Raw genomic sequence first — 23,672 nt, 5'->3', positions numbered from 1 at the left:
GTTGCTCCCCTTGAAACCAGGCGGGCCGTATCGAGGCCCTGAAGGTTTAGTTCGGCGCAGGGCTCAAGCCCTGCGCCCGATCCGATTTAGCTGGCGACGATATTGACCAGTTTTCCGGGCACTACGATCACTTTGCGGATCGTCAGGCCTTCGGTAAAGCGCAGCACGTTCTCGTTGCAGCGTGCAGCCGCTTCGACTTCTTCACGACTGGCGCTGGCCGGCATGTCGATCTGGCCGCGCAGTTTGCCGTTGACCTGAATCACCAGTTGCAGCGTGTCCTGTACCAGCGCGCTGTCATCCTGCACCGGCCAGCGGGCGTCGATGACGGCACCGCTGTGGCCCAGGCGGTTCCACAATTCGTGGCTGATGTGCGGCGTGATCGGCGCGAGCAGCAGGGTAACCGTTTCCAGGCCCTCGTGGATCAATGCGCGATCCTGTTCCGTGGCCTGCGGGGCTTTTTCCAGCACGTTCATCAGCGTCATCACCTGGGCGATGGCGGTGTTGAACTTGTGGTTCTGCCCTACGTCCTGGCTGGCCTGGCGGATAGCCAGGTGGGTGCTGCGGCGAATGGCCTTCTGCTCATCGTTCAGGGCGGCGACGTCCAGCTTGCCCGGCAAGCCCTGGCTGACGTGGGCATGGGCCAGGCGCCAGACGCGCTTGAGGAAGCGGTGCGAGCCTTCTACGCCGGAGTCGGACCATTCGGCGCTCATGTCGGGCGGCGAGGCGAACATCATGAACAGGCGGCAGGTGTCGGCGCCGAACTGATCGATCATCGATTGTGGGTCGACGCCGTTGTTCTTCGACTTGGCCATCTTCTCGGTGCCGCCGATTTCCACCGGCAGGCCGTCGGATTTGAGCTTGGCGCTGATGACCTTGGCTTTGCTGTCACGCTCGAGTTCGACGTCCGCCGGGTTGAACCAGGTGTAGGCGCCATTGGCTTCGCGGCGATAGTAGGTCTCGGCGATTACCATGCCCTGGGTCAGCAGGTTCTTGAACGGCTCGTCGGAGCTGACCAGGCCTTCGTCACGCATCAGCTTGTGGAAGAAGCGCGCGTACAGCAGGTGCAGGATGGCGTGTTCGATGCCACCGATGTACTGGTCCACCGGCAGCCAATGATCGGCTGCGGATTTCTCGACCAGGCCACCTTCATAGTGCGGCGAGGCGTACCGGGCGTAATACCACGAGGACTCGACGAAGGTGTCCATAGTGTCGGTTTCACGCTTGGCCGGCGCGCCGCATTTAGGGCAGCTGCATTCGTAGAACTCGGGCATGCGCGCCAGAGGCGAGCCGGCGCCGTCCGGCACCACGTCTTCGGGCAGGACCACCGGCAACTGGTCTTCCGGGACCGGCACGTCACCGCAGCTTTCGCAGTGGATGATCGGGATCGGGCAGCCCCAGTAGCGCTGGCGGCTGATGCCCCAGTCGCGCAGGCGGAACTGGGTGCGCGAGGCGCCGAGGTTTTTCTTGATCAGCGCGACTTCGATCGCGTCGAATGCGCCCTGGAAGTCCAGGCCGTCAAATTCGCCGGAATTGATCAGGGTACCGTGCTCGCCGTAGGCGTCTTGCCACGGGGCCGGGTTGGTCTCGCCCGCGCTGGTGCGCACCACGGACTTGATCGGCAGGTTGTATTTGGTGGCGAATTCGAAATCGCGCTCGTCGTGAGCCGGCACCGCCATGACCGCGCCGTCGCCGTAGTGCATCAGCACATAGTTGGCTACCCAGACCGGCAGCTTCTCGCCAGTCAGCGGGTGCTCGACGAACAGCCCGGTCGGCAGGCCTTTTTTCTCCTGGGTCGCGACATCGGCTTCAGCCACGCTGCCACCTTTGCATTCGGCGATGAACGCCTGCAGCTCAGGGTTGTTCTGTGCGGCCTGGGTGGCCAGCGGGTGTTCAGCGGCCACGGCGACGTAAGTTGCGCCCATCAGGGTGTCGGGGCGGGTGGTGAATACCTTGAGTGCGCCGGCTTCGCCGATCGAGTCGACGTTGTACGGGAACTGCACTTCCATGCCCTTGGATTTGCCGATCCAGTTGCGCTGCATGGTCTTGACCTGTTCGGGCCAGCCCGGCAAGTCGTCGAGGCTCGACAGGAGTTCATCCGCGTAGGCGGTGATCTTGAAGTAGTACATCGGGATTTCGCGCTTTTCGATCAGCGCGCCGGAACGCCAGCCGCGGCCGTCGATCACCTGTTCGTTAGCCAGCACGGTCTGGTCGACCGGGTCCCAGTTCACGGTGCCGCTCTTTTTGTAGATCACGCCTTTTTCGAACAGGCGCGTGAACAGCCATTGTTCCCAGCGATAGTAATCCGGCTTGCAGGTGGTCACTTCGCGGGACCAGTCCACCGCCAGGCCCAGGCTGCGCAGCTGGGTCTTCATGTAGGCGATGTTTTCGTAGGTCCACTTGGCGGGGGCTACGTTGTTTTTCATCGCGGCGTTTTCCGCCGGCATGCCGAAAGCATCCCAACCCATGGGTTGCAGGACGTTCTTGCCGAGCATGCGCTGGTAGCGGGAAATCACGTCGCCGATGGTGTAGTTACGCACGTGCCCCATGTGTAGCTTGCCGCTGGGGTAAGGGAACATCGATAGGCAATAGAAAGTCTCCTTGCCTGGCTGTTCGCTGACTTCAAAGGACTTTTGCTCGTCCCAGAAGGTTTGTGCGGCATTTTCTATTTCACGGGGCTGATATTGTTCGTGCATGGCTACTTTTGAACTGAATAAGGGTGGCCTATTCCTCTTCGGTGCAGTGTCCGGGTTGTTCGACACCAGAAAGCGGCGCGTCCGTGCCCAAACCCTGCGGGAAGTGGAGTTACAGGAAGCGCCGTAGCATACATGACCCCACTCTATCGAGGGAAACCCTGATTGCGCAGGCAGGGCCGTCTGTCGCGGCATCGGGCAGGCGCAGCCACGGGGGCTACGCTGTTTATTGGGGAGCATGTATTTCTTCAATGAGGTGAGGGGATGGCTGAATCGCAGCGAACTTTAACGAAACCGCAATTATATGAAGGATTGATCGACCGTTTGGGTCGGGCATTGGATGCCGCAAGAACCGCAGGCCGATTGCGTGGTGAACGGCCTCTGGAGCTGGAGTTGCAAGGCTTGAGCCAGGCAGAGCTTGACTTGATCAAGAACTATCTGGCGTTGCACCACCAACGCGCCTCTGATGGGCAGGCCTCCCCGCCAGTCCAGGCGCCTTCCCGTTCGGCCAAGGTGATTTGGCTGAAGGACCTGCCGGCCGGCCGCGGCCCGGAACGTTTCCGATCCGTACGGTGTAAGTAACCCGCGTTATCCGCCACTTTGCAAAATGTGCTGGTAAGGATTGTTGCCGAACCCCGTTGCATCTAGGCTTCGGGCATCTTTGGAGATGCCCGATGCCTTTTCGTTATTTCATCAAACAATTGTTACTGCCGCCCGGTATTTTCTTGCTGTTGCTGGCGCTTGCCTGGTGGTTTCGCCGCAGTCGACCGCGCCTGGCGGGGTGTTGCTTTGCCTTGGGATTGGGCGGGATGTGGCTGATCAGCCTGCCGGTAATGGTGCAGTGGGGCGCGCACGCCTTGGAGACAGCGCCGCCTTTGGCCCGCGAAGACTGGGCAAGCCTGGCCCAGCGCGCCGATGCGATTGTGGTGCTGGGTTCCGGGCGCGAGCGCGGCGACATTGCCTGGGGCACCGACCAACCCACCGGCATCGGCCTGGAGCGTGAGCGTTATGCGGCGCGGCTGGCCAAGGCGTCCGGGTTGCCGGTGCTGACCACCGGTGGCCTGCATTACGGCACGCCGCCCAGCGAGGCGCAGTTGATGGCGGTGTCGATGGAGGATGACTTCGGCGTGACGGTGCGTTGGAAAGAAGAGCGTAGCCGCACCACCTGGGAAAACGCCCTGATGAGCGCCGAGATTCTCTTGCCTCAAGGCATCAAGCGCGTGGTGGTGGTGACTCAAGCCTGGCACATGCCGCGTTCGGTGTGGAGTTTTGAAAAGGCCGGCTTTACCGTGGTGCCGGCGCCGGTGGGGTTCCTGGGCGTGGATAACGCGCGTCCACTGGGCGGCTGGATGCCGGAGGTCAAGGCGGTATGGCAGAGCGGGCAGTTGATCAATGAGGCGGTGGGGCAGGTGGGGTACCGGTTGTTCTACAAGTAGCACCGCAGGCCAAGTGTGGGAGGGGGCTTGCTCCCGATTGCGGTGTGTCAGTCAGTACATCTGGCACTGATACACCGCCATCGGGGGCAAGCCCCCTCCCACATTGGTTTTGTGTTTGATCTGTTAGACCGTCTTGGCCATTCGACCCGCCAGCAGCGCCCAACCGAACAACAGCACGCACACAATGATCAGCGGCCACGACCGCCATTGCAGGTAAGGCGTGAGGTTGTGCATCGGCACCACGTCGCCATAGAGAATGCCGCGCTCGAATTGCGGGATCTGTGCGGTGATCTGCCCAAACGGGTTGATCAGGCCGGTCACGCCGTTGTTGGTGGCGCGGATCATCCAGCGGCCGGCTTCCAGCGCGCGCATCTGCGCCATCTGCAGGTGCTGCAGCGGGCCGATGGAGCGGCCGAACCAGGTGTCATTGCTGATGGTCAGCAGCAGGTCGCTCTGGGCCGACAGGCCAGCGGCGAACTCCGGGTACACCACTTCATAGCAAATGAACGGTGCGATCTGATAACCCTTGGCCTGGAGCATCGCCTGGTCGGCGGGGCCGCGGGCGAAGTCCGACATGGGCAGGTCGAAGAAGGCGATCAACCCGCGCAACATATCCTGCAACGGCACGTACTCACCAAAGGGCACCAGCTTTTGCTTGAGGTAGGTGCCATCACCTTCGCCGACCACGGTGATGCCATTGAAGTAGCGCTTCTCATGGCGTACTTCCTGGCGAATCGGTACCCCGGTGATCAGCGCGGTATTACGCTCGGCGGCGAACTTGCCCATCATGCCCAAGTAGCCTTCGACCGACTCCTTGAGCACCGGAACGGCGGTTTCCGGCCATACCAGCAGGTCGACGCGCCTGGAGCTCAAACTCATGTCGCGGTACAGCGCCAGCTGCGCATTGAGCTGCTCGGGGTCCCACTTCATGCTTTGTTCGACGTTGCCCTGGATGGCGGCCACGCTCAAGGGCGGGCCGGAGGGCGAGGTCCAGGCATGGTGCTTGAGCGCCAGGCCAATGGCCCAGGGTGCAACGAGCAGCACCAGGCCGGCGGCGATGAAACTGTTGCGCTTGCTCGCCAACAGGCGCGGCAGGTTGCACAAAAGGGCTGCCGTCAGCGCCAGGGCGAACGAAATCAGCCACATCCCGCCCAAGGGCGCAAGGCCGGTCAGCGGGCCGTCGAGTTGACTGTAGCCGGAGTACAACCACGGAAAACCGGTGAGGAACCAGCCACGAAAGGCTTCCTGGCCGACCCACAACGCCGCGAAGGTCAGCGCATCGGCCAGGGGCGCTTCATTGCGGCGCAGCCAGCGCGCCCACAGCCAGGCGGGCAGGGCGAAGAACCAGGCGATGGCGGCGGTGAACAGCAGCATCAGGAAACCCGCCAGCAGCACCGAAGCGCCGCCGAAGTGGTGGATGCTGTAGTAGATCCAACTGGTGCCGGCGCCAAACAGGCCGAAACCGAAACACCAGCCGCGCCCCAGGGCCTGGCGAGGTGTCAGCTCGCGCAGGCCGATATAGAACACACCGACCGCCACCAGCGCCAGCGGCCAGATATCGAACGGCGCCAGCGCCAGGGTGGTGATGGCGCCGGCCACCACGGCCAGCAGATTACCGGGCCAGCCGGGTGCGATCAGACGGCGCATTTCAGTCCTTAACGGGCAATAGGAGTCAAACGGATCAAGTGGATGCGGCGGCTGTCGGCATTCAGGATGCGGAAGCGATAGGCGCCGATCTCGGTGGTTTCGTTACGCTTGGGCAGGTGCCCGAACGCACTCATCACCAGGCCGCCGACGGTGTCGAACTCGTCGTCGGAGAATTCGCTGTCGAAGAACTCGTTGAAGTTCTCGATGGGCGTCAATGCCTTGATCAGGAAGTCACCGCTGGGCAGTGGCTTGATGTAGCTGTCTTCTTCAACGTCGTGCTCGTCTTCGATGTCGCCGACGATCTGCTCCAGCACGTCCTCGATGGTCACAAGGCCCGCCACGCCACCGTATTCGTCGATCACGATCGCCATGTGATTGTGGTTGGCGCGAAATTCGCGCAGCAGCACATTCAGGCGCTTGGACTCAGGCACGAAGGTGGCCGGGCGCAGCAGGTCCTTGATGTTGAAGTTGTCGCCGTTCTCTTTGAGGATCAGCGGCAACAGGTCCTTGGCCAACAGGACGCCCATGACGTCGTCATGGCTTTCACCGATCACCGGGTAGCGCGAGTGCGCCGAGTCGATCACGGCCGGGAGGAATTCGCGCGGGGTCTGGGTCGCCCTGATACTGATCATCTGCGAGCGCGGCACCATGATGTCGCGTACTTGCAGGTCAGCCACCTGGATGGCGCCTTCGACGATGGCCAGCGCTTCGCTGTCCAGCAACTTGTTCTGGTGGGCCTCGCGCAGCAGCTCCAGCAGCTCCTGGCGGTTTTTCGGCTCGTGGGCAAAAGCCTGGGTCAGTTTACCCAGCCATGACTTTTGCCCGTTGCTCGATCGGTCTTCGCTCATAGCGATTACTCTAAATCCTTGATTGTTTCAGTTGAGTGTCGATTGGTTTTCGTCGTCGGCATACGGGTCGCGATGACCCAGTTCTGCAAGCAACGTTCGTTCCAGCGCTTCCATTTCCAGGGCTTCGTCATCGTCTATATGGTCGTAACCCAAGAGATGCAGGCAGCCGTGGATGACTAGATGGGCCCAGTGGGCCTCAAGTTCCTTTTCTTGCTCCCGCGCCTCGCGCTCGACCACCGCGACACAAATCACCAGGTCGCCCAGCAGCGGGATATCCAGAAACTCGTCGGGCACGTCGGCGGGGAAAGACAGCACGTTGGTCGCGTAGTCTTTCTGGCGCCAGGTGTGATTCAGCTCACGGCCTTCGGGCTCGTCCACCAGACGAATGGTCAGCTCCGAATCGGCGGTGCGCTGGCGCAGGGCCAGCTCGCACCACTGACGGAACTGTGCTTCGCTGGGCGCGGCCGCTTCGGTGGCCAGTTGCAGGTCAAGCTCAAGCATCGCGGCGCACGTCCTTGGACAGGCCGTCGTCGCGGTGTTCGAAGCGCTCGTAGGCCTCGACAATGCGCTGCACCAGCGGGTGGCGCACCACGTCCTTGGGCATGAAATGCGTAAAGCTGATACCCGGCACATCCTTGAGCACTTCGATCACCTGGCCCAGGCCCGACTTGGTGCCCTTGGGCAGGTCGACCTGGGTGATATCACCGGTGATCACGGCCGTGGAGCCAAAACCGATACGGGTGAGGAACATCTTCATCTGCTCGACCGTGGTGTTCTGGCTCTCGTCGAGAATGATGAAGCTGTTGTTCAAGGTGCGACCGCGCATGTAGGCCAGCGGCGCGATTTCGATCACCTGACGCTCGATCAGCTTGGCCACGTATTCAAAGCCAAGCATTTCGTAGAGCGCGTCGTAGAGCGGGCGCAGGTACGGGTCGATCTTCTGGGCCAGGTCGCCGGGCAGGAAGCCGAGCTTTTCGCCCGCCTCGACGGCCGGGCGCACCAACAGGATGCGGCGAACCTGTTCGCGCTCCAGGGCATCCACCGCACAGGCCACGGCCAGGTAGGTCTTGCCGGTACCGGCCGGGCCGATGCCGAAGTTGATATCGTTACCGAGGATTTCCTTGACGTACTTCTGCTGATTCAAGCCGCGTGGGCGAATCATGCCTTTTTTGGTACGCAGGGCCACGCTGGCTTCGGCCACCGGATTGTTGGCCAGGTCTTCCACGGCGGATTCCTGCAGGTACAGGTGCACCGTTTCCGGCGACAGCTCACTGCCCTTGGTTTCGCGGTAGAGACGGCGCAGCAGGTTTTCCGCAGACGTGGTGTGTTGAGGTTCACCAATGAGCTCGAATTGATTGCCGCGGTTGCGGATCTCGATGCTCAGGCGTTGTTCGATCAGCCGCAGGTGCTCGTCGAACTGTCCGCACAGGTTGGCGAAACGGCGAGCCTCAAACGGCTCGAGGAGAAAACGATGGGGTTCTACTGTAGGTGCGTTCAAGGTCGCTTTTAGCCGCCCTTTGGCTGTTGAGGTGAAAGAGAGAATAACGCCACGCGCCGGTGTGCGAAAGCACTTACGTCATCGGAATGTTGCACGGTCTCAGTGTGGGAGGGGGCTTGCTCCCGATGGCGGTGTGTCAGTCGCCGCATGTGCTGGCTGACACTCCGCCATCGGGAGCAAGCCCCCTCCCACATTGGATATGTGTTGACCTGGGAATTACTGGATCAACGAGCCACGCAACGAGTGCGGTTGCGCCGCATCGATGTGCACATCGGCAAACTGGCCGATCAGGGTCGGGTTGTCGCAGCGGAAGTTGACGATGCGATTGTTCTCGGTGCGGCCCTGCAATTCGCCGGGGTCTTTCTTCGAGTAATCGGTTACCAGGATGCGCTGGATCGAACCGACCATTTGTCGGCTGATCTCGAAACCCTGCTGATTCAGGCGATGTTGCAGCGCATTCAAGCGTTCCTTTTTCAACGCTTCCGGGGTTTCGTCCAGCAGGTCGGCCGCTGGGGTGCCGGGGCGCTGGCTGTAGACGAACGAGTAGGAGAAGTCGAAGCCCACGTCCTCGATCAGCTTCATGGTTTGCTGGAAGTCTTTCTCGGTCTCGCCAGGGAAGCCGACGATAAAGTCCGAACTGATGCAGATGCCCGGCACGGCGGCGCGCAGTTTGCGCAGCTTGGACTTGTACTCCAGGGCTGTGTGGTTGCGCTTCATTGCCGACAGGATGCGGTCTGAGCCCGATTGCACCGGCAAATGCAGGTGTTTGACCAGCTCCGGCACGTCGGCGTGGGCCTGGATCAGGCTGTCGGAGAACTCCAGCGGGTGCGAGGTGGTGTAGCGGATGCGCTCGATGCCATCGACGGCGGCGACTACGCGAATCAGCTCCGCCAGGTCGGCCAGGCGTCCGTCGTGGGTCTGGCCGCGGTAGCCGTTGACGTTCTGGCCCAGCAGGGTCACTTCGCGCACGCCGTTTTCGGCCAGGTGGATGATTTCCGCCAGCACGTCGTCAAACGGCCGGCTGACTTCTTCGCCACGGGTGTAGGGCACTACACAGAAGGTGCAGTACTTGCTGCAGCCTTCCATCACCGATACATAGGCGCTTGGCCCGTCGATGCGCGGCTCGGGCAGATGGTCGAATTTTTCGATTTCGGGGAACGACACGTCCACTTGCGGCAGCTTGGTGGCGCGTGCGGCATCGATCATTTCCGGCAGGCGGTGCAGGGTCTGCGGGCCGAAGACCACATCGACATAGGGCGCGCGGTCACGAATGGCCGCACCTTCCTGGCTGGCCACGCAACCGCCGACGGCGATCACCATGTCCGGGTTGGCCAGTTTCAATTCGCGCCAGCGACCCAGCTGCGAGTAGACCCGGTCTTGGGCCCGTTCGCGGATCGAGCAGGTATTGAGCAGGATCACGTCGGCATCTTCGGCGCGAGCCGTGACTTCCAGGGCCTGATGCTCACCCAGCAGATCGACCATGCGCGAGCTGTCGTACTCGTTCATCTGGCAACCGTGGGTTTCAATGTAAAGCTTCTTGGCCATGGGAATCGTCAACTGGTGGTAAAGAACCGCGCATTATAGGGGGCATGTCCATTGGTTCCTAGCACTGTGCATCGGGTGCCATGCTATAGTTCGCGCCCTCATTTATATCCGCCGATGTGCTGCCCGCCCCCCATGACCAAACGTGAAGCTCCAATCTACAAGGTGATTTTCCTTAACCAGGGCCAGGTGTTCGAAATGTACGCCAAGCAGATCTATCAAAGTGATCTGTGGGGCTTCCTGGAAGTGGAAGAGTTCGTCTTTGGCGAGCGCACGCAGCTGGTCGTCGATCCAGGCGAGGAAAAGCTCAAGGCCCAGTTCGAAGGCGTGGTGCGCAGTTTTGTGCCGATGCATTCGATTGTGCGCATCGACGAAGTCGAGCGCCTGGGCACGCCGAAGATCAGCGAGGCGCGGGGCACCAGCAATGTGATGCCGTTTCCGATGCCAATGCCTGAGAAGTAAGGCAACGCTGAATCAGGGAAGGGGTGAAAAGGGCGAACGCCCATCGGCGCTCTGCAATTCCTGCAGGTAATTGCGGAAAATCTGCCCCAGCACCTGGGTCGCTACTTCCAGTTCATCACGCTGCATGTGCTCGGCCACTTCGTCGGCGGTGTCCAGCGCGTCTTCGGCGCCGTTGACCGCCGCCATTTTCAGCACGATGTAGGCCTGGACGTTATTGGCCGGTACACCTTCGCCACGGAAAAACATGTTGCCCAGCTGGAATTGCGCCTGGGCGTGGCCCTGTAGCGAAGCCTTCTCGAAATAGCTCAAGGCTTTGTTGAGGTCGACGGCCGGGTTCTTGCTGTCGTGGAAGTACTCGCCCAACTCGTATTGCGCTTGCGCATCCCCTTCATCAGCCTGTTTCTGGCACGCGCTCAGGGCTTCGGCCTGGGTGTCGGGCTGGGTATTGAGGGTGCAACGACCCATCGCTGGGATTAACAACGAGTTGCCGCCTGCTTGTGCATGTGCCAGCAGCGGCTGAAGGAGCAACAGGCAGCCCAGAACCAGGGTGCGGCCGGTGCGTTTCATGGGAATCGACTTACCTCTGACGGGGCGCGCGGACCCTCGCGGGGTCCAATAAGCGCGCATTATGAAATAAGCAGGCCTCTGCTTACAAAGTCTTTACTCGTTTTTCTGCTGCTTGGGCAAGTTATCTGCCGGATTGCAGGGCAATTCTCGAAAAAAGCGAGAAATGTCTGTAAGCAAGGTAGCAAATCTGACGTTGGCACGGGCAAACGTCAGAGGATGCCGTCACTTATTTCAGGGCCGCAAAGGCGCGCTCGGCAGCGTCCAGGGTCAGCTTCAACTCGGCATCGCCGTGGGCGATCGAGGTGAAGCCGGCTTCAAACGCACTGGGCGCCAGGTACACACCGCCTTCGAGCATCAGGTGGAAGAAGCGCTTGAACAAGTCGGCGTCGCTGCCCATCACGTCATCGAAGGTGACGATGTCGTCGGCGCCGCTGAAGTACAGGCCAAACATGCCGCCGGCCTGGGTGGTGACAAACGGGATGCCGGCAGCGTCGGCCCGCACTTGCAGGCCGTCCAGCAGGCGGGTGGTGTAGTCGGTCAGCTCGGCGTGGAAGCCAGGGCGGCTGATCAGGCGCAGGGTGGTCAGGCCGGCGGCCATCGCCAGCGGGTTACCGGACAGCGTGCCGGCCTGGTAGACCGGGCCCAGTGGGGCGATGTGCTGCATGATCTCGCGCTTGCCGCCGAAGCAGCCCACTGGCATGCCGCCACCGATGATCTTGCCGAAGGTGCTCAGGTCCGGTGTAACGCCGTAATGGGCCTGGGCGCCACCGAGGGCGACACGGAAGCCGGTCATCACTTCGTCAAAAATCAGCACCACGCCGTGTTTGTCGCACTGTTCGCGCAGGCCTTCGAGGAAGCCTGGGGCCGGTGGTACGCAGTTCATGTTGCCGGCGACCGGCTCGACGATGATGCACGCCACGTCCTGGCCGACTTCACCGAGCATCTGCTCGACCGCGGCGATGTCGTTGAATGGCAGGGTCAGGGTGTGTTTGGCGAACGCCGCCGGTACGCCGGCCGAACTCGGTACGCCCTGGGTCAGCGCGCCGGAACCGGCTTTTACCAGCAGGCTGTCGGAATGGCCGTGGTAGCAACCTTCGAATTTGATGATGCTGTCGCGACCGGTGAAACCACGGGCCAGGCGGATTGCGCTCATGGTGGCTTCGGTGCCGGAGCTGACCATGCGCACCATTTCCATCGACGGCACGATCGAGCAGACCAGGTCGGCCATCTCGGTTTCCATCGCGGTTGGAGCACCGTAGGACAAACCATGCTGCAACTGCTGGCGTACGGCGTCCAGCACGTCCGGGTGGCTGTGACCGAGGATCATCGGGCCCCAGGAGCCGACGTAATCGACGTAGCGCTTGTCATCTTCGTCGGTGACATAGGCGCCTTCGGCATGCTTGAAGAACAACGGCGTGCCGCCCACGCTCTTGAACGCCCGCACGGGGGAGTTCACACCGCCGGGGATGTGTTTCTGGGCATTGGCAAACAGGGTTTCGGAACGGGACATGATCGGGCTCTCTACACTGAAGATTTAAGAAGATCGTTGAACGCACGGGCGCGGCGCGTGACTTCCTGGGTGCTGTCGGCGCCGAACAGGCCGTGCACCACGGCGAGCAGGTCGGCGCCGTGGGCTACCAGTGGCTCGGCATTTTCCAGGGTGACGCCGCCGATCACGCAGATCGGCAGGTGCAGGCGTTGGCGCGCCTCGGCCAGCATTTCAAGGCTGGCGGCCGGTGCGCCGGGCTTGGTGGTGGAATTGAAGAAGCGGCCAAAGGCGACATAACTGGCGCCCTCCCGGGCGGCCTGTTCGGCCAGCTCAATCTGGCTGTGGCACGTTGCGCCAATGATCGCCTTGGAGCCGAGCAGCGCCCGCGCCGGGGTCAGCGGGCCGTCGGTCTGGCCCAGGTGCACGCCCACGCCCAGGCGCGCGGCCAGTTCGGCGTCATCGTTGATGATCAGGTGGGTCTTGTAGCGCGAGCACAGCTCCCGCAGTTTCTCGGCTTCACGCAGGCGGCGCGCTTCGTCGCTGCTTTTGTCGCGGTACTGCAGCAATGTCACGCCGCCGTCCAACGCCGCTTCGACGTAGGCGAGGAATTTGCCGGCCAACAGTTGGCTGTCGGTAATGGCGTAAAGGCCACGTAGTTTCATCGGGCAAGCCCCTTGCTGTGACGAGCGGTAAGTGGTGATGAAAGGTGAACTACGAGCAGAAATCCAGTGGCAACCGACGCGGTACGAACTGGCCCTGGCCGAGTCGTTCGGCATCGCGCAGGGTGCGCCAGGTGTAGTTGAGCGCCGACTGCACGGCGCTGACCAGGCCTTCGCCCTGGGCGAGCCGCCCCGTAAGCGCACTGGCCAGCGTGCACCCCGAGCCGTGATAACTGCCGGGTAAACGCTGGCACGTGTAGGTATGGCGGCTGCCATCGCGGCTGTACAGGCGATTGTGCACTTCGTGCTCGTCGCCGTGGCCGCCTGTGATCAGCAGATGCTTGATGTAGGGCAACAGCTTCTCGGCGCATTCGTCGGCGCTGCCGTCAGGCAATTCGGCCAGGATGCGGGCTTCGGGCAGGTTGGGTGTGGCGATCAGCGCCAGGGGCAGCAGCCGCTCGCGCATCGCATAACCGACTTCATCCTTGCCCAGGCTGCCACCGCCTCCGGCGCGCAGCACCGGGTCGCACACCACCGGCAGGTGCGGGTGCGCCTGCAGTAGTTCGACCACCGTGTCGACCATCGCGGTAGAACCGAGCATGCCCAGCTTGACCGCCGCGACTTCGGAATCGCTGAGCACCGCATTGGCCTGGGCCAGCACCCACTCGCGGTCGAGCACGCGAAAGTCACTGACGTTGACAGTGTTTTGCACGGTCAGCGCGGTGACGGCCGCAGCGGCGTGGCAGCCCTGGGCGAGCAGGGCTTCGATATCGGCCTGCAGGCCGGCGCCACCACTGGGATCATGGCCGGAGAGACAGAGAACAACGGGGCGAGAGCTGTAGATATTCATGGTGCGCGAGCTTACCACCAAACGCTTTTTGCGTGGCCGTCCGGCGATGAGGGAATGTTGCCCTGGGATGAGCCTTTTGTGGTGGCTGAACATCTTCTGCAAATACGCTGAAAGCCTCGTCCTAGGGCCATCTGAAAAATAGTTACCATGGTGTCCAATGGCCTTTACCGGCTATGCTAAAGTGGATCCAAACAACTTACTGTATCGCCGGTGTACGTCTTCTCAAAAGGAACGGGGGAGCTTTTTGCCATAACCGGACAGGCCACGCTGGGGCTCTATGCGCTATTTGCTGATTTTATTATTGTGCGGGCTGCCGCTGCTGGCCGGCGCCGCCGAGTTCAATCAGAGCACCCGAAGCCTGCCACTGGGCCGGGTCATGCAAGTGCTCGAAGACCCGACCGGCACCCTCACCATCGCCGACGTCAGTTCCCCTGCCTACGCCGCTCAATTCAAACCCCATGACACACCCACCCTCAATGCCGGTTATTCGCATTCGGTGTTCTGGTTGAAGGTCAACCTGCATTACACCGCTGTTGACCCCCGCTCCCCGCGGACCTGGTTTGTGGAGCTGGCTTACCCGCCACTCAATCGCCTCGAGCTGTACCAGAACGACGGCACCGGCACCTATCGACTCACCACTCGCACCGGCAGCGCGTTACCGTTTTCCAGCCGTGAAGTGCGCCAGGCCAACTACCTGTTCAAGCTCAATTTCCTGCCCGGCCAGCAGCAGACGATCTACCTGCGCCTGCAGAGCCAAGGCTCGATCCAGGCGCCGTTGACCCTCTGGGCAGGCACGGCCTATATGGAAGAACAGCCGCTGCGCTTGTATGTGCTGGGCGCCATCTACGGCGTGTTGCTGGGTATGCTGGTATACAACCTGTTCATTTATTTGAGCGTCCGCGACACCAGCTACCTCTATTACATCCTCTACATAGCCTCGTTCGGCCTGTACCAGCTGTCGGTCAATGGCGTGGCCGTGGAGTACTTCTGGCCGAACAACCCGTGGTGGGCGAACGCGGCGGTGCCGTTTCTGATCGGCTCGGCCGCCTTGTTCGGCAGCCTGTTCGCGCGCAGCTTCCTGCACACCGCGCAACACAGCCGCTGGCTCGACCGTATCCTGCTGGGGCTGGCGGCCTGTGGCGGGGTGGTCATGGCGCTGGCGCTGTTGACCAGCTACGCGGTGGCCCTACGCCTGGCCACCGGCCTGGCACTGGTGTTTACCGTGACCATCTTCGTGGCTGCGATCAAGGCCTGGTATTGCGGCCAGCGCATGGCGCGCTATTTCATCATTGCCTGGTCGGCGTTTTTACTCGGCGGGGTAGTCAATACGCTGATGGTGCTGGGCTACTTGCCCAACGTATTCCTCACGATGTATGCCAGCCAGATCGGCTCGGCCATTGAAGTCGCGCTGCTGTCCCTGGCCCTGGCCGACCGCATCAACGGCATGCGCGAGCAGCAGGCGCAGATCCTGTTCGACGCCAGCCAGAAACTCGAAGTGCTCAACCAGCAATTGGCCCGCAGCAATCGGCTCAAGGATGAATTCCTTGCCACCTTGACCCATGAATTACGCACGCCGATGAACGGCGTGATCGGCTCCTTGGAACTGATGCAAACCGTGTCCCTGGACGATGACCTGGCGCAGTACCAGCAAACCGCCGCCGGTTCGGCGCGGGACATGATGCGCATGGTCAACGGCATTCTCACCCTGACCGAGTTGCAGGCTGGCCGCCTGGCTGCCCGCCCGCAGGTGTTCGGCCTGCGCGGCGTGCTGGAAACCGTGCGTCAACAGTTCGCGGCCAGCGCCCAGGCCAAGGGCCTGGCGTTTTCCATTGACGTCGCCGATGCCGTGCCGGACCGCGTGATCGGTGACGCCGACAAACTGATCCAGTGCCTGGATTGCCTGCTGGACAACGCATTCAAATTCACCCACGACGGTGCGGTGCGCATACGCGTGGTGGGCGTCCCCCAGGCGGATGGCGGATTGCGCCTGAGCTTTATCGTGACCGATACCGGTATCGGCTTCGCCTTTCTCGACGAGGCCACGCTGTACCAGCGCTTCTTCCAGCTCGATGGTTCGATGACCCGCGAATACGGCGGCCTGGGTATTGGCCTGGCGATTTGCCGGCAGCTGATCGAGCTGATGGGCGGCCGCCTCACCCATCATTCAGAGCCGCGCAGGGGCAGTCGCTTCCAGCTGGAAATGGACGTCAAGCCGGTGCCGCCCGAGCCCAAGCCCACCGCACAGTTGCGGCCTGCACAACGAGCGCCGCAGGATTGCACGGTGTTGTTGGTGGACGACAACAGCGTGGCGCAATTGGCGGTGCGCGGCATGCTGCTCAAGCTGGGTTATCGGGTCAAGGCCGTGGATGGCGGCCCGGCGGCATTGGCGGCGTTGCAGGAGCACAGGTTCGACGCAGTAGTGCTGGATGTGCCTGAGGGCGGCTTCTCATTGTGCTGTCAGATCCGTGCCTTACCGGGATGCGGTGAGTTACCGGTGATCGGCCTGAGCAGCGCGCTCAATGTTGCGGACCGTGAGCGCTGCCATGGCATCGGCATGAGCGATCACTTGGCCAAGCCAGTACGTTTCGAGGCTTTGCAGGCGACGCTGGAGCGGCTCGTGCTGTGTCCACCAGAGGGCGAAAGCGCCGAACATTCGGCGCGTATGCCACTTTTTTAAGGCCTGGGACGGTGCTTAACTGAAATCAAGGCCTCGATGTCACGTGGCCTGTTTCCAAGAGGCCCGTCATGAACCTGCACCGGTTTGCCGAAACCCACGACGTCACCAACCAGCCACCGTCTTTGGACGGTACCAACCTGTACCGCATCGACCTGCCCCTGCAAGAGTGGGCGCGTCGCTTTGGCGCCGGCTGGGCCGAGTCGCGCATCGATGCCTATGGTGCCCTGGCCGGCGGGCCGTTGATGGAGGCCGGGTTCCTGGCCAACCAGCACAAGCCGGTGTTCAGCAGCCATGACCGTTATGGTCATCGAATTGACTTGGTGGAGTTTCACCCCGCCTACCACGAACTGATGCGCACCGCCGTCGAGCACGGCCTGCCGTCGCTGCCGTGGGCCCATCCGCAATCCGGCGCCCACGTCGCACGTGCGGCGATGACTTACCTGCACAGCCAGGCCGAAGCGGGCACCGGTTGCCCGCTGACCATGACCTTCGCCTGCGTCCCGGCCCTGCGCTTGCAACCGGAACTGGCGGACCTCTGGCTGCCGAAGATCCTCAGTACCCAATACGACCCGCGCAACGTCGGCATCGTCCACAAGGCCGGTGCGACAATCGGCATGGCCATGACCGAAAAACAGGGTGGCACCGACGTGCGCGCCAACACCACCCGCGCCTACGCGGTGGGCGCGGGTGGGCCGGGCCAGGCCTACGAACTGGTCGGGCACAAATGGTTCTGCTCCGCGCCGATGTGCGACGCCTTCCTCACCCTGGCCCAGACCGACAAGGGCCTGACCTGTTTCCTGCTGCCCCGGCATCGCCCGGATGACACGCGCAATGAGTTCTACATCCAGCGGTTGAAGAACAAACTCGGCAACTGCTCCAACGCCTCCAGCGAGGTGGAGTTCCGTGGCGCCCTGGCCTGGATGATCGGTGAAGAGGGGCGCGGCGTGCCGACCATCATTGAGATGGTCGCCATGACCCGCTTCGATTGCATGGTCGGTTCCAGCGCGCTGATGCGCCAGGCCTTGACCCAGGCAAGCCACCACTGCGCCCATCGCTCGGTCGGCGGTCGCGTGCTGAGCGAACAACCGCTGATGCAGAACGTGATCGCCGACCTGGCCCTGGAAAGCGAAGCGGCCTTGGCCTTGAGCCTGCGCATGGGCCGGGCGCTGGATCACCTGGGGGATGAACAGGAAGCCAAATTCGCCCGGCTGGTCACGGCGGTGGGCAAGTATTGGATCTGCAAACGGGCGCCGGCCATGATCAACGAAGCCGCCGAATGCATGGGCGGCGCCGGGTATGTCGAGGACAGCATCCTGCCGCGTCTGTACCGTGAGGCGCCGGTGAATTCAACGTGGGAAGGTTCCGGCAACGTGCAATGCCTGGACGTGCTGCGGGCATTGTCCAAGGAACCGGGTGTGCTGGAGGCGTTGTTTGTCGAACTGGGCGATGGGCATGGCGACCCCCGGCTGGCGCGGCATATCGAGGGGTTGAAGTCAGCGTTCATGGACACCCAGGATATCCAATACCGCGCCCGTCAACTGACCGAGGACATTGCCCTGGCGTTGCAGGCCAAGTTGTTGCTGGAGGCGGGGAATGCGGCGGTCAGCGATGGGTTTGTGGCCAGTCGGTTGGGTGAGTCGTCGGGGCGGACGTACGGCGCCTTGCCGCGCGGGGTGGATGTGCAGGCCCTTGTCGCCCGTTCAACCCCGCTATCTCCTTGAATAAATGCGGTCAAGTGTGGGAGGGGGCTTGCTCCCGATAGCGGTATGTCAGCCAAGAATCCAGTGACTGTCACACCGCTATCGGGAGCAAGCCCCCTCCCACATTTTAAAGGGCATTCCAACTCTGGTGTTTCAGTGAGGCAGGGATACAGGCAAGATAAAGGCCTGCAAGTCCAGAACACAGGATGCTTACCGTGACCGAAGCTTTTGTTGTCGTTCAAACCGCTGAAGAGGCCGTGGATCGGCTGGCGGCCCTGCATGAGCGTGCGACTGGCGCGCTCAACCAAGCCCTCAAGCAATACCTCAAGGACCGCGTCGAACCCGACGCCGCACAACGTGCGCTGTTTCGCTATCCGGAGCTGCGCCTGACTTACCACTGCCACGGCGAAGTCCCACAGACCACCCGGGCGTATGCCAAGGTGCAGCTGCCGGGAACCTACAGCGTCACCGTCACCCATCCGGCGGCCTTCCGTAAGTACCTGCTGGAGCAGCTGGTGCCACTGATGCACGACTTCACCGTGACGGTGGAAGTGGGCGTCAGCCAGCAGAACATTCCGTACCCGTACGTGGTGGAGCAGGGCGATGAGCTGGCCGGTTCCGGCGTGACCGCCGCGACCCTGGCCCGCGTGTTCCCCAGCACCGACTTGTCCGCCGCCACCGATGGCATCGCCGACGGCCTCTATGACTGGGAAAACACCGACCCGCTGCCCCTGGCCCTGTTCGACGCGGCCCGTGTGGACTTTTCCCTGCGCCGCCTGGTGCACTACACCGGCAGCGACTGGCGCCATGTGCAGCCGTGGATTCTGCTGACCAACTACCATCGCTACGTTGACCAGTTCATCGTGCATGGCCTGGAGCAACTGCGCAGCGACCCGCGTTTTATCCGTATGGTGCTGCCGGGCAACGTGGTGATCGACAAGAGCATGGACCACGGCGAAGCGTCGGCGATTGCCGCAGGCGTGGTGTGGCACCGCTACCAGATGCCGGCCTATCACCTGCAGGCCACTGACGGCCACGGCGTGACCCTGGTGAATATCGGCGTGGGCCCGTCCAACGCCAAGAACATCACCGACCACCTGGCCGTGCTGCGCCCGCATTGCTGGCTGATGATCGGGCACTGCGGCGGCCTGCGCCAATCCCAGACCATCGGCGACTATGTATTGGCCCACGCCTATATGCGTCGCGACGGGATTCTCGACCGTGTGGTCCCGCCGAACATCCCGATCCCGGCCCTGGCCGAGGTGCAGCTGGCGCTTCAGCAAGCGGCGGCCAACGTCACCGGCGAAAAAGGCGAAGAGCTGAAAAAACGCCTGCGCACCGGCACCGTGTTGACCTACGACGACCGCAACTGGGAGCTGCGCTGGGCCCAGGAGCGACCGCTGATCAACCTGTCTCGCGCGGTGGCGGTGGACATGGAAAGCGGCACCATTGCCGCCCAGGGTTACCGTTTGCGTGTGCCGTACGGCACGTTGTTGTGTGTGTCGGACAAACCGCTGCACAGTGAGATCAAATTGCCGGGTTCGGCCAACGCGTTCTATGAGCGGGCCGTAAGCCAGCACTTGAAGATCGGCATCGAAGCTGTCGACCTGCTGCGCACCGAACTCAATGCGCTGCACTCGCGCAAACTGCGCAGTTTCGACGAGCCGCCGTTCCGCTAAGCGGTGGGGATGGTCATTTAGCGGTCAGGCCACTAGCATTGTCGGTCCTGACCGTTAGATGTTCCTTCGCCATGTCCCGTCCTACCCGTCCCGATTCGCGCCGCCCTGGTGTGAAACCCCCGCATGCGGGCTCGCGCCGTATCGCCAAGGCGCCGCCGGCCGAGCCGAAGTTGATCCTGTTCAACAAGCCGTTCGATGTGCTGACCCAGTTCAGTGACGAAGGCGGGCGCGCGACCCTCAAGGACTTTATCGATATTCCCGGCATCTACCCGGCAGGCCGCCTGGACCGTGACAGCGAAGGCCTGTTGCTGCTGACCAACGACGGCCAGCTACAAGCGCGCATTGCCGACCCCCGGCACAAGCTGGCGAAAACCTACTGGGTGCAGGTCGAAGGCGAACCCACCGAAGCACAGCTGCAATGTCTGCGCGACGGCGTGGAGCTTAATGACGGCATGACCCTGCCCGCCGAGGCCCGCCGGTTGGAGGAGCCTGATCTATGGCCACGCAACCCGCCCGTGCGCTTTCGCAAAAGCGTACCCACCCATTGGCTGGAGCTGGTGATTCGTGAAGGGCGTAACCGCCAGGTACGGCGCATGACCGCCGCGGTGGGCTTGCCAACGTTGCGCCTGGTGCGTGTGCGCATTGGCGACTGGTCTATCGAAGGCCTCGATCAGGGCCAGTGGAAGGCGGTACCGCCACGTTTATAAGGCACCGGACTCGATCAGGCCGATCACTACGCTCTTGATGATGAACGCGGCCACGCCCAGGCCCAGCACGAAAAACAGAATGAACGAGCCAAAGCGCCCGGCCTTGGATTTTTTCGCCAGGTCCCAGACGATAAAGCCCATGAAGATAATCAGGATCGTGACCAGACCGGTCATCATCCATTCTTCGAACAGGGCGGGGTCGATGTTGTTCATGGGGCTTCCTACTAAGGCAGGCGGCAAGTATAAGGCAGCATCACAGGCACAACATTGACCTGGATCGAAGTGCAATCAAACTGTGGGAGGGGGCTTGCTCCCGATAGCAGAGTGTCAGTCAGTATATTTATCAACTGATCCACCGCTATCGGGAGCAAGCCCCCTCCCACATTTGGATCTCAGTGTTCTCAGGTGCGCAGGTGGGTCAGGGGCAGTTCGGTGCTATTCAAGACTTGGTTCAGCACAAAGCTGGAACGCACACTGGTCACGCCTTCAATCCGGGTCAGATGCCCCAGCAGCAGTTTCTGATAGTGATCCATATCCGGCACCACCACTTTCAGCTGATAGTCGGCGTCCATCCCGGTCACCAGGCTGCATTCCAGCACTTGGGGCAAGGTGCGGATGGCCGCTTCGAAATTTTCGAAACGTTCCGGGGTATGCCGGTCCATGCCGATCAACACGTAGGCGGTCAGGCTCAGGCCGAGCATCTTGCGATCGAGCAACGCGACCTGACGGGCGATGTAGCCGTCGTCTTCCAATTGCTTGACCCGGCGCGAGCAGGGCGAAGGCGACAGGCCGATGCGCTCGGCCAACTCCTGGTTGGAGATCCGTGCGTCACGCTGCAATTCCGCCAAAATACTCAGGTCGTATCGGTCAAGCTTGCTCATTGGGTTGGCCTTTGTCGTAACTATTGCGGTGAATTATCCATGAAGGGTTAAAAATTGCGCAAGCACTGTTTATTGACGCAATCTTCGCAATCATCCACCGGGCACGCGCCTGTATCTTTATCAACAGAATCACCGCCTGGACAACAGTCCACTCACAGCGAGCCCAATCAGGCCCGCTGCGGCCGCCACCCGAGCAGGGTTGAGCCGGCCTCCAGGCTGCACACTGTCCACAAGACGGCGTGAGGTGAGCCAACGTCAAAAGCGTTGAGCCAGGACGAAATTCTCAAGGGGTGGCCGACGGGTCACCCCTTTTCTTTGCGTTCAAGAAAATAGTTCTCGTGACTGATAACCTGTCTCAGAACCGGCCGAGGCTTTTCCAGTCTCATGATCGAGCCCTAATCCGCAGTGAGGAAAAGCATGAAGCGCATCTGGCGTATGGCAGGTGTTGGTTTGCTGGTGGCCAGCGTTGGCGCCCAGGCGGTGGCCGACGAACGCGATAACTCACCGGGCCAGGGGCAGCGCCCACAGGGCGGCGGCGGTCAGCATGAGCGCGGGCCGGAAGGCGGCGGGCGCCCGGAGAACAACCAGCCACGCCCGCAGAATCCGCATATTGATCGCGGCGGCCAGAATGGCGGCGGTCAATGGCAGGGGCGCCCGCAGGCGAATGAACAGGGGCGGCCGCAACCGCAGCCGCAGCCACAGCCGTCGAACAACCTGCCGATCCAGGGGCGGCCCGATACCGTGCGCCAGACCCAGGAGCCGCGCCAGGGCTATTACCGCGATATCCCACGGCGTAACGACGACAACCGACATTGGGAGGCGGGCGGTCCAGGTTCGCGGCCTGGAGACCATAGCCGTCCCGGCGACAACCGCTGGCCGGGACGTCCCGATGGGCACGGCAACGGTTGGGGGGCGGGCCCGCAATATCGTCCAGGCTATATCGTCGACCGGTTCCCCGACCGCAATTACCGCGTGCCGTACCGTGGCCAGGACTACTTCTACTCCGGCGGCTACTGGTATCGCCCGCAAGGCCCGCGCTATGTGGTGGTGAGGCCACCGTATGGCATCCGGGTGCAGTATCTGCCGGACTACGCGCGTGAAGTGTGGGTGGGCGGTTCGCTATTGTTCCTGGCGGCCGGTGCCTATTACACCTACGAAAGCAGCACTCAACAGTATGTGGTGGTGCAACCGCCGACGGCCGTGCCTGCACCGCAACCGGCGCCTCAGGGCAACGGTTACGACGTGGTGGCGTACCCCGCCAACGGCCAGTCACCGGCCCAGGTGCAACAGGACGGTTATGACTGCTATCGCTGGGCCGTGCAGCAGAGTGGTTTCGATCCCCGGACCGCCACCTACGCCCCTGACCCGGCGGTGGTGCAAACCTACCGCCAGGCCCAGGGCAACTGCCTGAGCAGTCGCGGCTATCAGGTCCAGTATTAAGCGCTGGCGCCGGTGACCACTTCCTGCGGGTCGGCGTGCACCAGCACCTCGGCCTTCGGGTAGGCCTGATGAATGGCATCGGCGGCTTGGTCGCTGATGCCGTGGGCCACCGACAGCGTCAGTTCTCCCGGCAATTCCAGATGCAACTGCACGAACCAGTGGTTGCCGGAAACCCGCGTGCGCAAGTCATGGGCGCCCAGCACGCCCGGTACGCTACGGGCCAGGTCGAGCATGTGCTGGCTGATATCCGCCGGCAGTTCTTCGTCCATCAATACGGCAAAGCTTTCCCGGGCGATCTGGATGGAGCTCCACAAGATGTAGGCGGCGATGCCCAGGCCGAACCAGGCGTCCACCTGATGGAAACCGAAACCCGGGAGCACCAGCGCCACCAGGATGCTGCCGTTGAGCATCAGGTCGGAGCGGTAATGCAGCGAATCGGCGCGCACCGCGTTGGAGCCGGTTTCGCGGATCACCCGGTGTTGCAGCATCAACAACGCCACGGTCAGCGCCAGTGAAAACACGATTACGCCTATGCTCAACCAGGGCGCGCCTACAGGCTCCGGGTGTTGCAAGCGTTGATAGGCCTGGAAGGCGATCAACGCTGCGCTGCCGCCGATAAACAGCGCCTGGGCCATGCCCGACAGCGACTCCGCCTTGCCGTGACCGTAACGGTGATCGTCATCGGCGGGGCGCAGGGCGTAGTGCACCGCCAGCAGATTGAGCAGCGAGGTCACGCCGTCGAGCAGCGAGTCGGTCAACCCGGCGAGCATGGCCACCGAGCCACTGAACCACCAGGCGATGGCCTTGGTGATGATCAACGCACTGGCCACGCCCACCGAGGCGCGGGTAGCCAGGCGCAGGAGCCTGGCGTGTTCGGGACTGCTGGTCATGGCGCTGTCC

At 62.3% G+C, this 23,672-nt stretch carries 21 protein-coding genes; 8 read left to right on the top strand and 13 right to left on the bottom strand.

Annotated features, from left to right (window positions below; all coding sequences use genetic code 11):
• Positions 1–86: 86 nt before the first annotated feature.
• Positions 87–2,693 carry a leucine--tRNA ligase gene (gene leuS, locus C4J86_RS23085; protein ID WP_124371967.1) on the bottom strand — a complete coding sequence of 869 codons (2,607 nt, stop codon included), beginning with the start codon at positions 2,691–2,693 and terminating at the stop codon, positions 87–89.
• Positions 2,694–2,954: 261 nt separating this feature from the next.
• Here leuS and C4J86_RS23080 point away from each other — a divergent pair, with 261 nt between their 5' ends.
• Together C4J86_RS23080 and C4J86_RS23075 are read left to right on the top strand one after the other, a co-directional pair.
• Complete coding sequence (locus tag C4J86_RS23080) at positions 2,955–3,272, top strand: hypothetical protein (RefSeq protein ID WP_124371966.1); 318 nt, start codon at positions 2,955–2,957, stop codon at positions 3,270–3,272.
• A gap of 92 nt (positions 3,273–3,364) precedes the next feature.
• The gene (locus C4J86_RS23075) at positions 3,365–4,126 is read left to right on the top strand and encodes a YdcF family protein (protein WP_124371965.1); all 762 of its coding nucleotides are present in this window, start codon (positions 3,365–3,367) and stop codon (positions 4,124–4,126) included.
• 123 nt (positions 4,127–4,249) lie between these two features.
• Here the strand turns inward: C4J86_RS23075 and lnt are convergent, their stop codons facing one another.
• The 5 genes from lnt to miaB all read right to left on the bottom strand — a co-directional run bounded on the left by lnt (position 4,250) and on the right by miaB (position 9,664).
• Positions 4,250–5,773 carry an apolipoprotein N-acyltransferase gene (gene lnt / locus C4J86_RS23070; RefSeq protein ID WP_124371964.1) on the bottom strand — a complete coding sequence of 508 codons (1,524 nt, stop codon included), beginning with the start codon at positions 5,771–5,773 and terminating at the stop codon, positions 4,250–4,252.
• 8 nt (positions 5,774–5,781) lie between these two features.
• Positions 5,782–6,621: an HlyC/CorC family transporter gene (locus C4J86_RS23065; protein WP_122483878.1), complete on the bottom strand. Its 840-nt coding sequence runs from the start codon at positions 6,619–6,621 to the stop codon at positions 5,782–5,784.
• Between the two features lie 27 nt (positions 6,622–6,648).
• The gene (gene ybeY, locus C4J86_RS23060) at positions 6,649–7,122 is read right to left on the bottom strand and encodes an rRNA maturation RNase YbeY (protein ID WP_124364542.1); all 474 of its coding nucleotides are present in this window, start codon (positions 7,120–7,122) and stop codon (positions 6,649–6,651) included.
• Entirely contained in the window at positions 7,115–8,119 is a 1,005-nt protein-coding gene (locus tag C4J86_RS23055) for a PhoH family protein (RefSeq protein WP_124364541.1), read from the bottom strand. The genes ybeY and C4J86_RS23055 overlap by 8 nt, the downstream gene beginning before the upstream one ends.
• A 216-nt stretch (positions 8,120–8,335) precedes the next feature.
• A complete protein-coding gene (gene miaB, locus C4J86_RS23045; RefSeq protein ID WP_124371962.1) occupies positions 8,336–9,664 on the bottom strand; it encodes a tRNA (N6-isopentenyl adenosine(37)-C2)-methylthiotransferase MiaB in 1,329 nt (442 codons plus the stop codon).
• Between the two features lie 132 nt (positions 9,665–9,796).
• On the opposite strand from miaB, the gene C4J86_RS23040 reads away from it, so the two are divergent.
• Positions 9,797–10,123 (top strand): DUF1820 family protein, encoded by a 327-nt coding sequence (locus C4J86_RS23040; RefSeq protein WP_003194436.1) that lies wholly within the window; start codon positions 9,797–9,799, stop codon positions 10,121–10,123.
• 12 nt (positions 10,124–10,135) lie between these two features.
• Here C4J86_RS23040 and C4J86_RS23035 read toward each other — a convergent pair whose 3' ends face one another.
• From C4J86_RS23035 to C4J86_RS23020, 4 genes are all read right to left on the bottom strand, one after another.
• Complete coding sequence (locus C4J86_RS23035) at positions 10,136–10,690, bottom strand: tetratricopeptide repeat protein (RefSeq protein WP_065886862.1); 555 nt, start codon at positions 10,688–10,690, stop codon at positions 10,136–10,138.
• A gap of 226 nt (positions 10,691–10,916) precedes the next feature.
• Complete coding sequence (gene hemL, locus C4J86_RS23030; RefSeq protein WP_124364539.1) at positions 10,917–12,200, bottom strand: glutamate-1-semialdehyde 2,1-aminomutase; 1,284 nt, start codon at positions 12,198–12,200, stop codon at positions 10,917–10,919.
• Positions 12,201–12,211: 11 nt separating this feature from the next.
• Positions 12,212–12,841: a thiamine phosphate synthase gene (gene thiE / locus C4J86_RS23025; RefSeq protein ID WP_124364538.1), complete on the bottom strand. Its 630-nt coding sequence runs from the start codon at positions 12,839–12,841 to the stop codon at positions 12,212–12,214.
• A 49-nt stretch (positions 12,842–12,890) separates the two neighbouring features.
• The gene (locus tag C4J86_RS23020; RefSeq protein ID WP_124368463.1) at positions 12,891–13,688 is read right to left on the bottom strand and encodes a hydroxymethylpyrimidine/phosphomethylpyrimidine kinase; all 798 of its coding nucleotides are present in this window, start codon (positions 13,686–13,688) and stop codon (positions 12,891–12,893) included.
• A 277-nt stretch (positions 13,689–13,965) separates the two neighbouring features.
• Between C4J86_RS23020 and C4J86_RS23015 the strand changes: the two genes are divergently transcribed.
• From C4J86_RS23015 to C4J86_RS23000, 4 genes are all read left to right on the top strand, one after another.
• Complete coding sequence (locus tag C4J86_RS23015; protein ID WP_124371961.1) at positions 13,966–16,365, top strand: hybrid sensor histidine kinase/response regulator; 2,400 nt, start codon at positions 13,966–13,968, stop codon at positions 16,363–16,365.
• Between the two features lie 68 nt (positions 16,366–16,433).
• A complete protein-coding gene (locus tag C4J86_RS23010; RefSeq protein WP_124371960.1) occupies positions 16,434–18,086 on the top strand; it encodes an acyl-CoA dehydrogenase family protein in 1,653 nt (550 codons plus the stop codon).
• Positions 18,087–18,271: 185 nt separating this feature from the next.
• Positions 18,272–19,744 carry an AMP nucleosidase gene (gene amn / locus C4J86_RS23005; RefSeq protein ID WP_164484569.1) on the top strand — a complete coding sequence of 491 codons (1,473 nt, stop codon included), beginning with the start codon at positions 18,272–18,274 and terminating at the stop codon, positions 19,742–19,744.
• Between the two features lie 140 nt (positions 19,745–19,884).
• Positions 19,885–20,451, top strand: coding sequence for a pseudouridine synthase (locus C4J86_RS23000; protein WP_164485301.1), 567 nt, complete (start codon positions 19,885–19,887; stop codon positions 20,449–20,451).
• On the opposite strand, the gene C4J86_RS22995 is transcribed toward C4J86_RS23000, so the two are convergent.
• Positions 20,446–20,655, bottom strand: coding sequence for a DUF2788 domain-containing protein (locus tag C4J86_RS22995; RefSeq protein ID WP_025999909.1), 210 nt, complete (start codon positions 20,653–20,655; stop codon positions 20,446–20,448). The two genes, C4J86_RS23000 and C4J86_RS22995, sit on opposite strands and share 6 nt — an antisense overlap.
• A 197-nt stretch (positions 20,656–20,852) precedes the next feature.
• Positions 20,853–21,332 carry an Lrp/AsnC family transcriptional regulator gene (locus C4J86_RS22990; RefSeq protein ID WP_003194418.1) on the bottom strand — a complete coding sequence of 160 codons (480 nt, stop codon included), beginning with the start codon at positions 21,330–21,332 and terminating at the stop codon, positions 20,853–20,855.
• A gap of 417 nt (positions 21,333–21,749) precedes the next feature.
• On the opposite strand from C4J86_RS22990, the gene C4J86_RS22985 reads away from it, so the two are divergent.
• On the top strand, positions 21,750–22,772 hold the full coding sequence (locus C4J86_RS22985; protein ID WP_124371958.1) for a DUF6515 family protein: 1,023 nt from the start codon (positions 21,750–21,752) through the stop codon (positions 22,770–22,772).
• Here C4J86_RS22985 and C4J86_RS22980 read toward each other — a convergent pair.
• Complete coding sequence (locus tag C4J86_RS22980) at positions 22,769–23,662, bottom strand: cation diffusion facilitator family transporter (protein WP_124371957.1); 894 nt, start codon at positions 23,660–23,662, stop codon at positions 22,769–22,771. The genes C4J86_RS22985 and C4J86_RS22980 overlap by 4 nt on opposite strands.
• Positions 23,663–23,672 lie beyond the last annotated feature (10 nt).

It is taken from the genome of Pseudomonas sp. R2-7-07, from assembly GCF_003852355.1.
Taxonomy (GTDB): Bacteria; Pseudomonadota; Gammaproteobacteria; order Pseudomonadales; family Pseudomonadaceae; genus Aquipseudomonas.
Note: the sequence above shows the minus strand (reverse complement) of the source record. Positions and strands in the feature narration are given on the sequence as shown.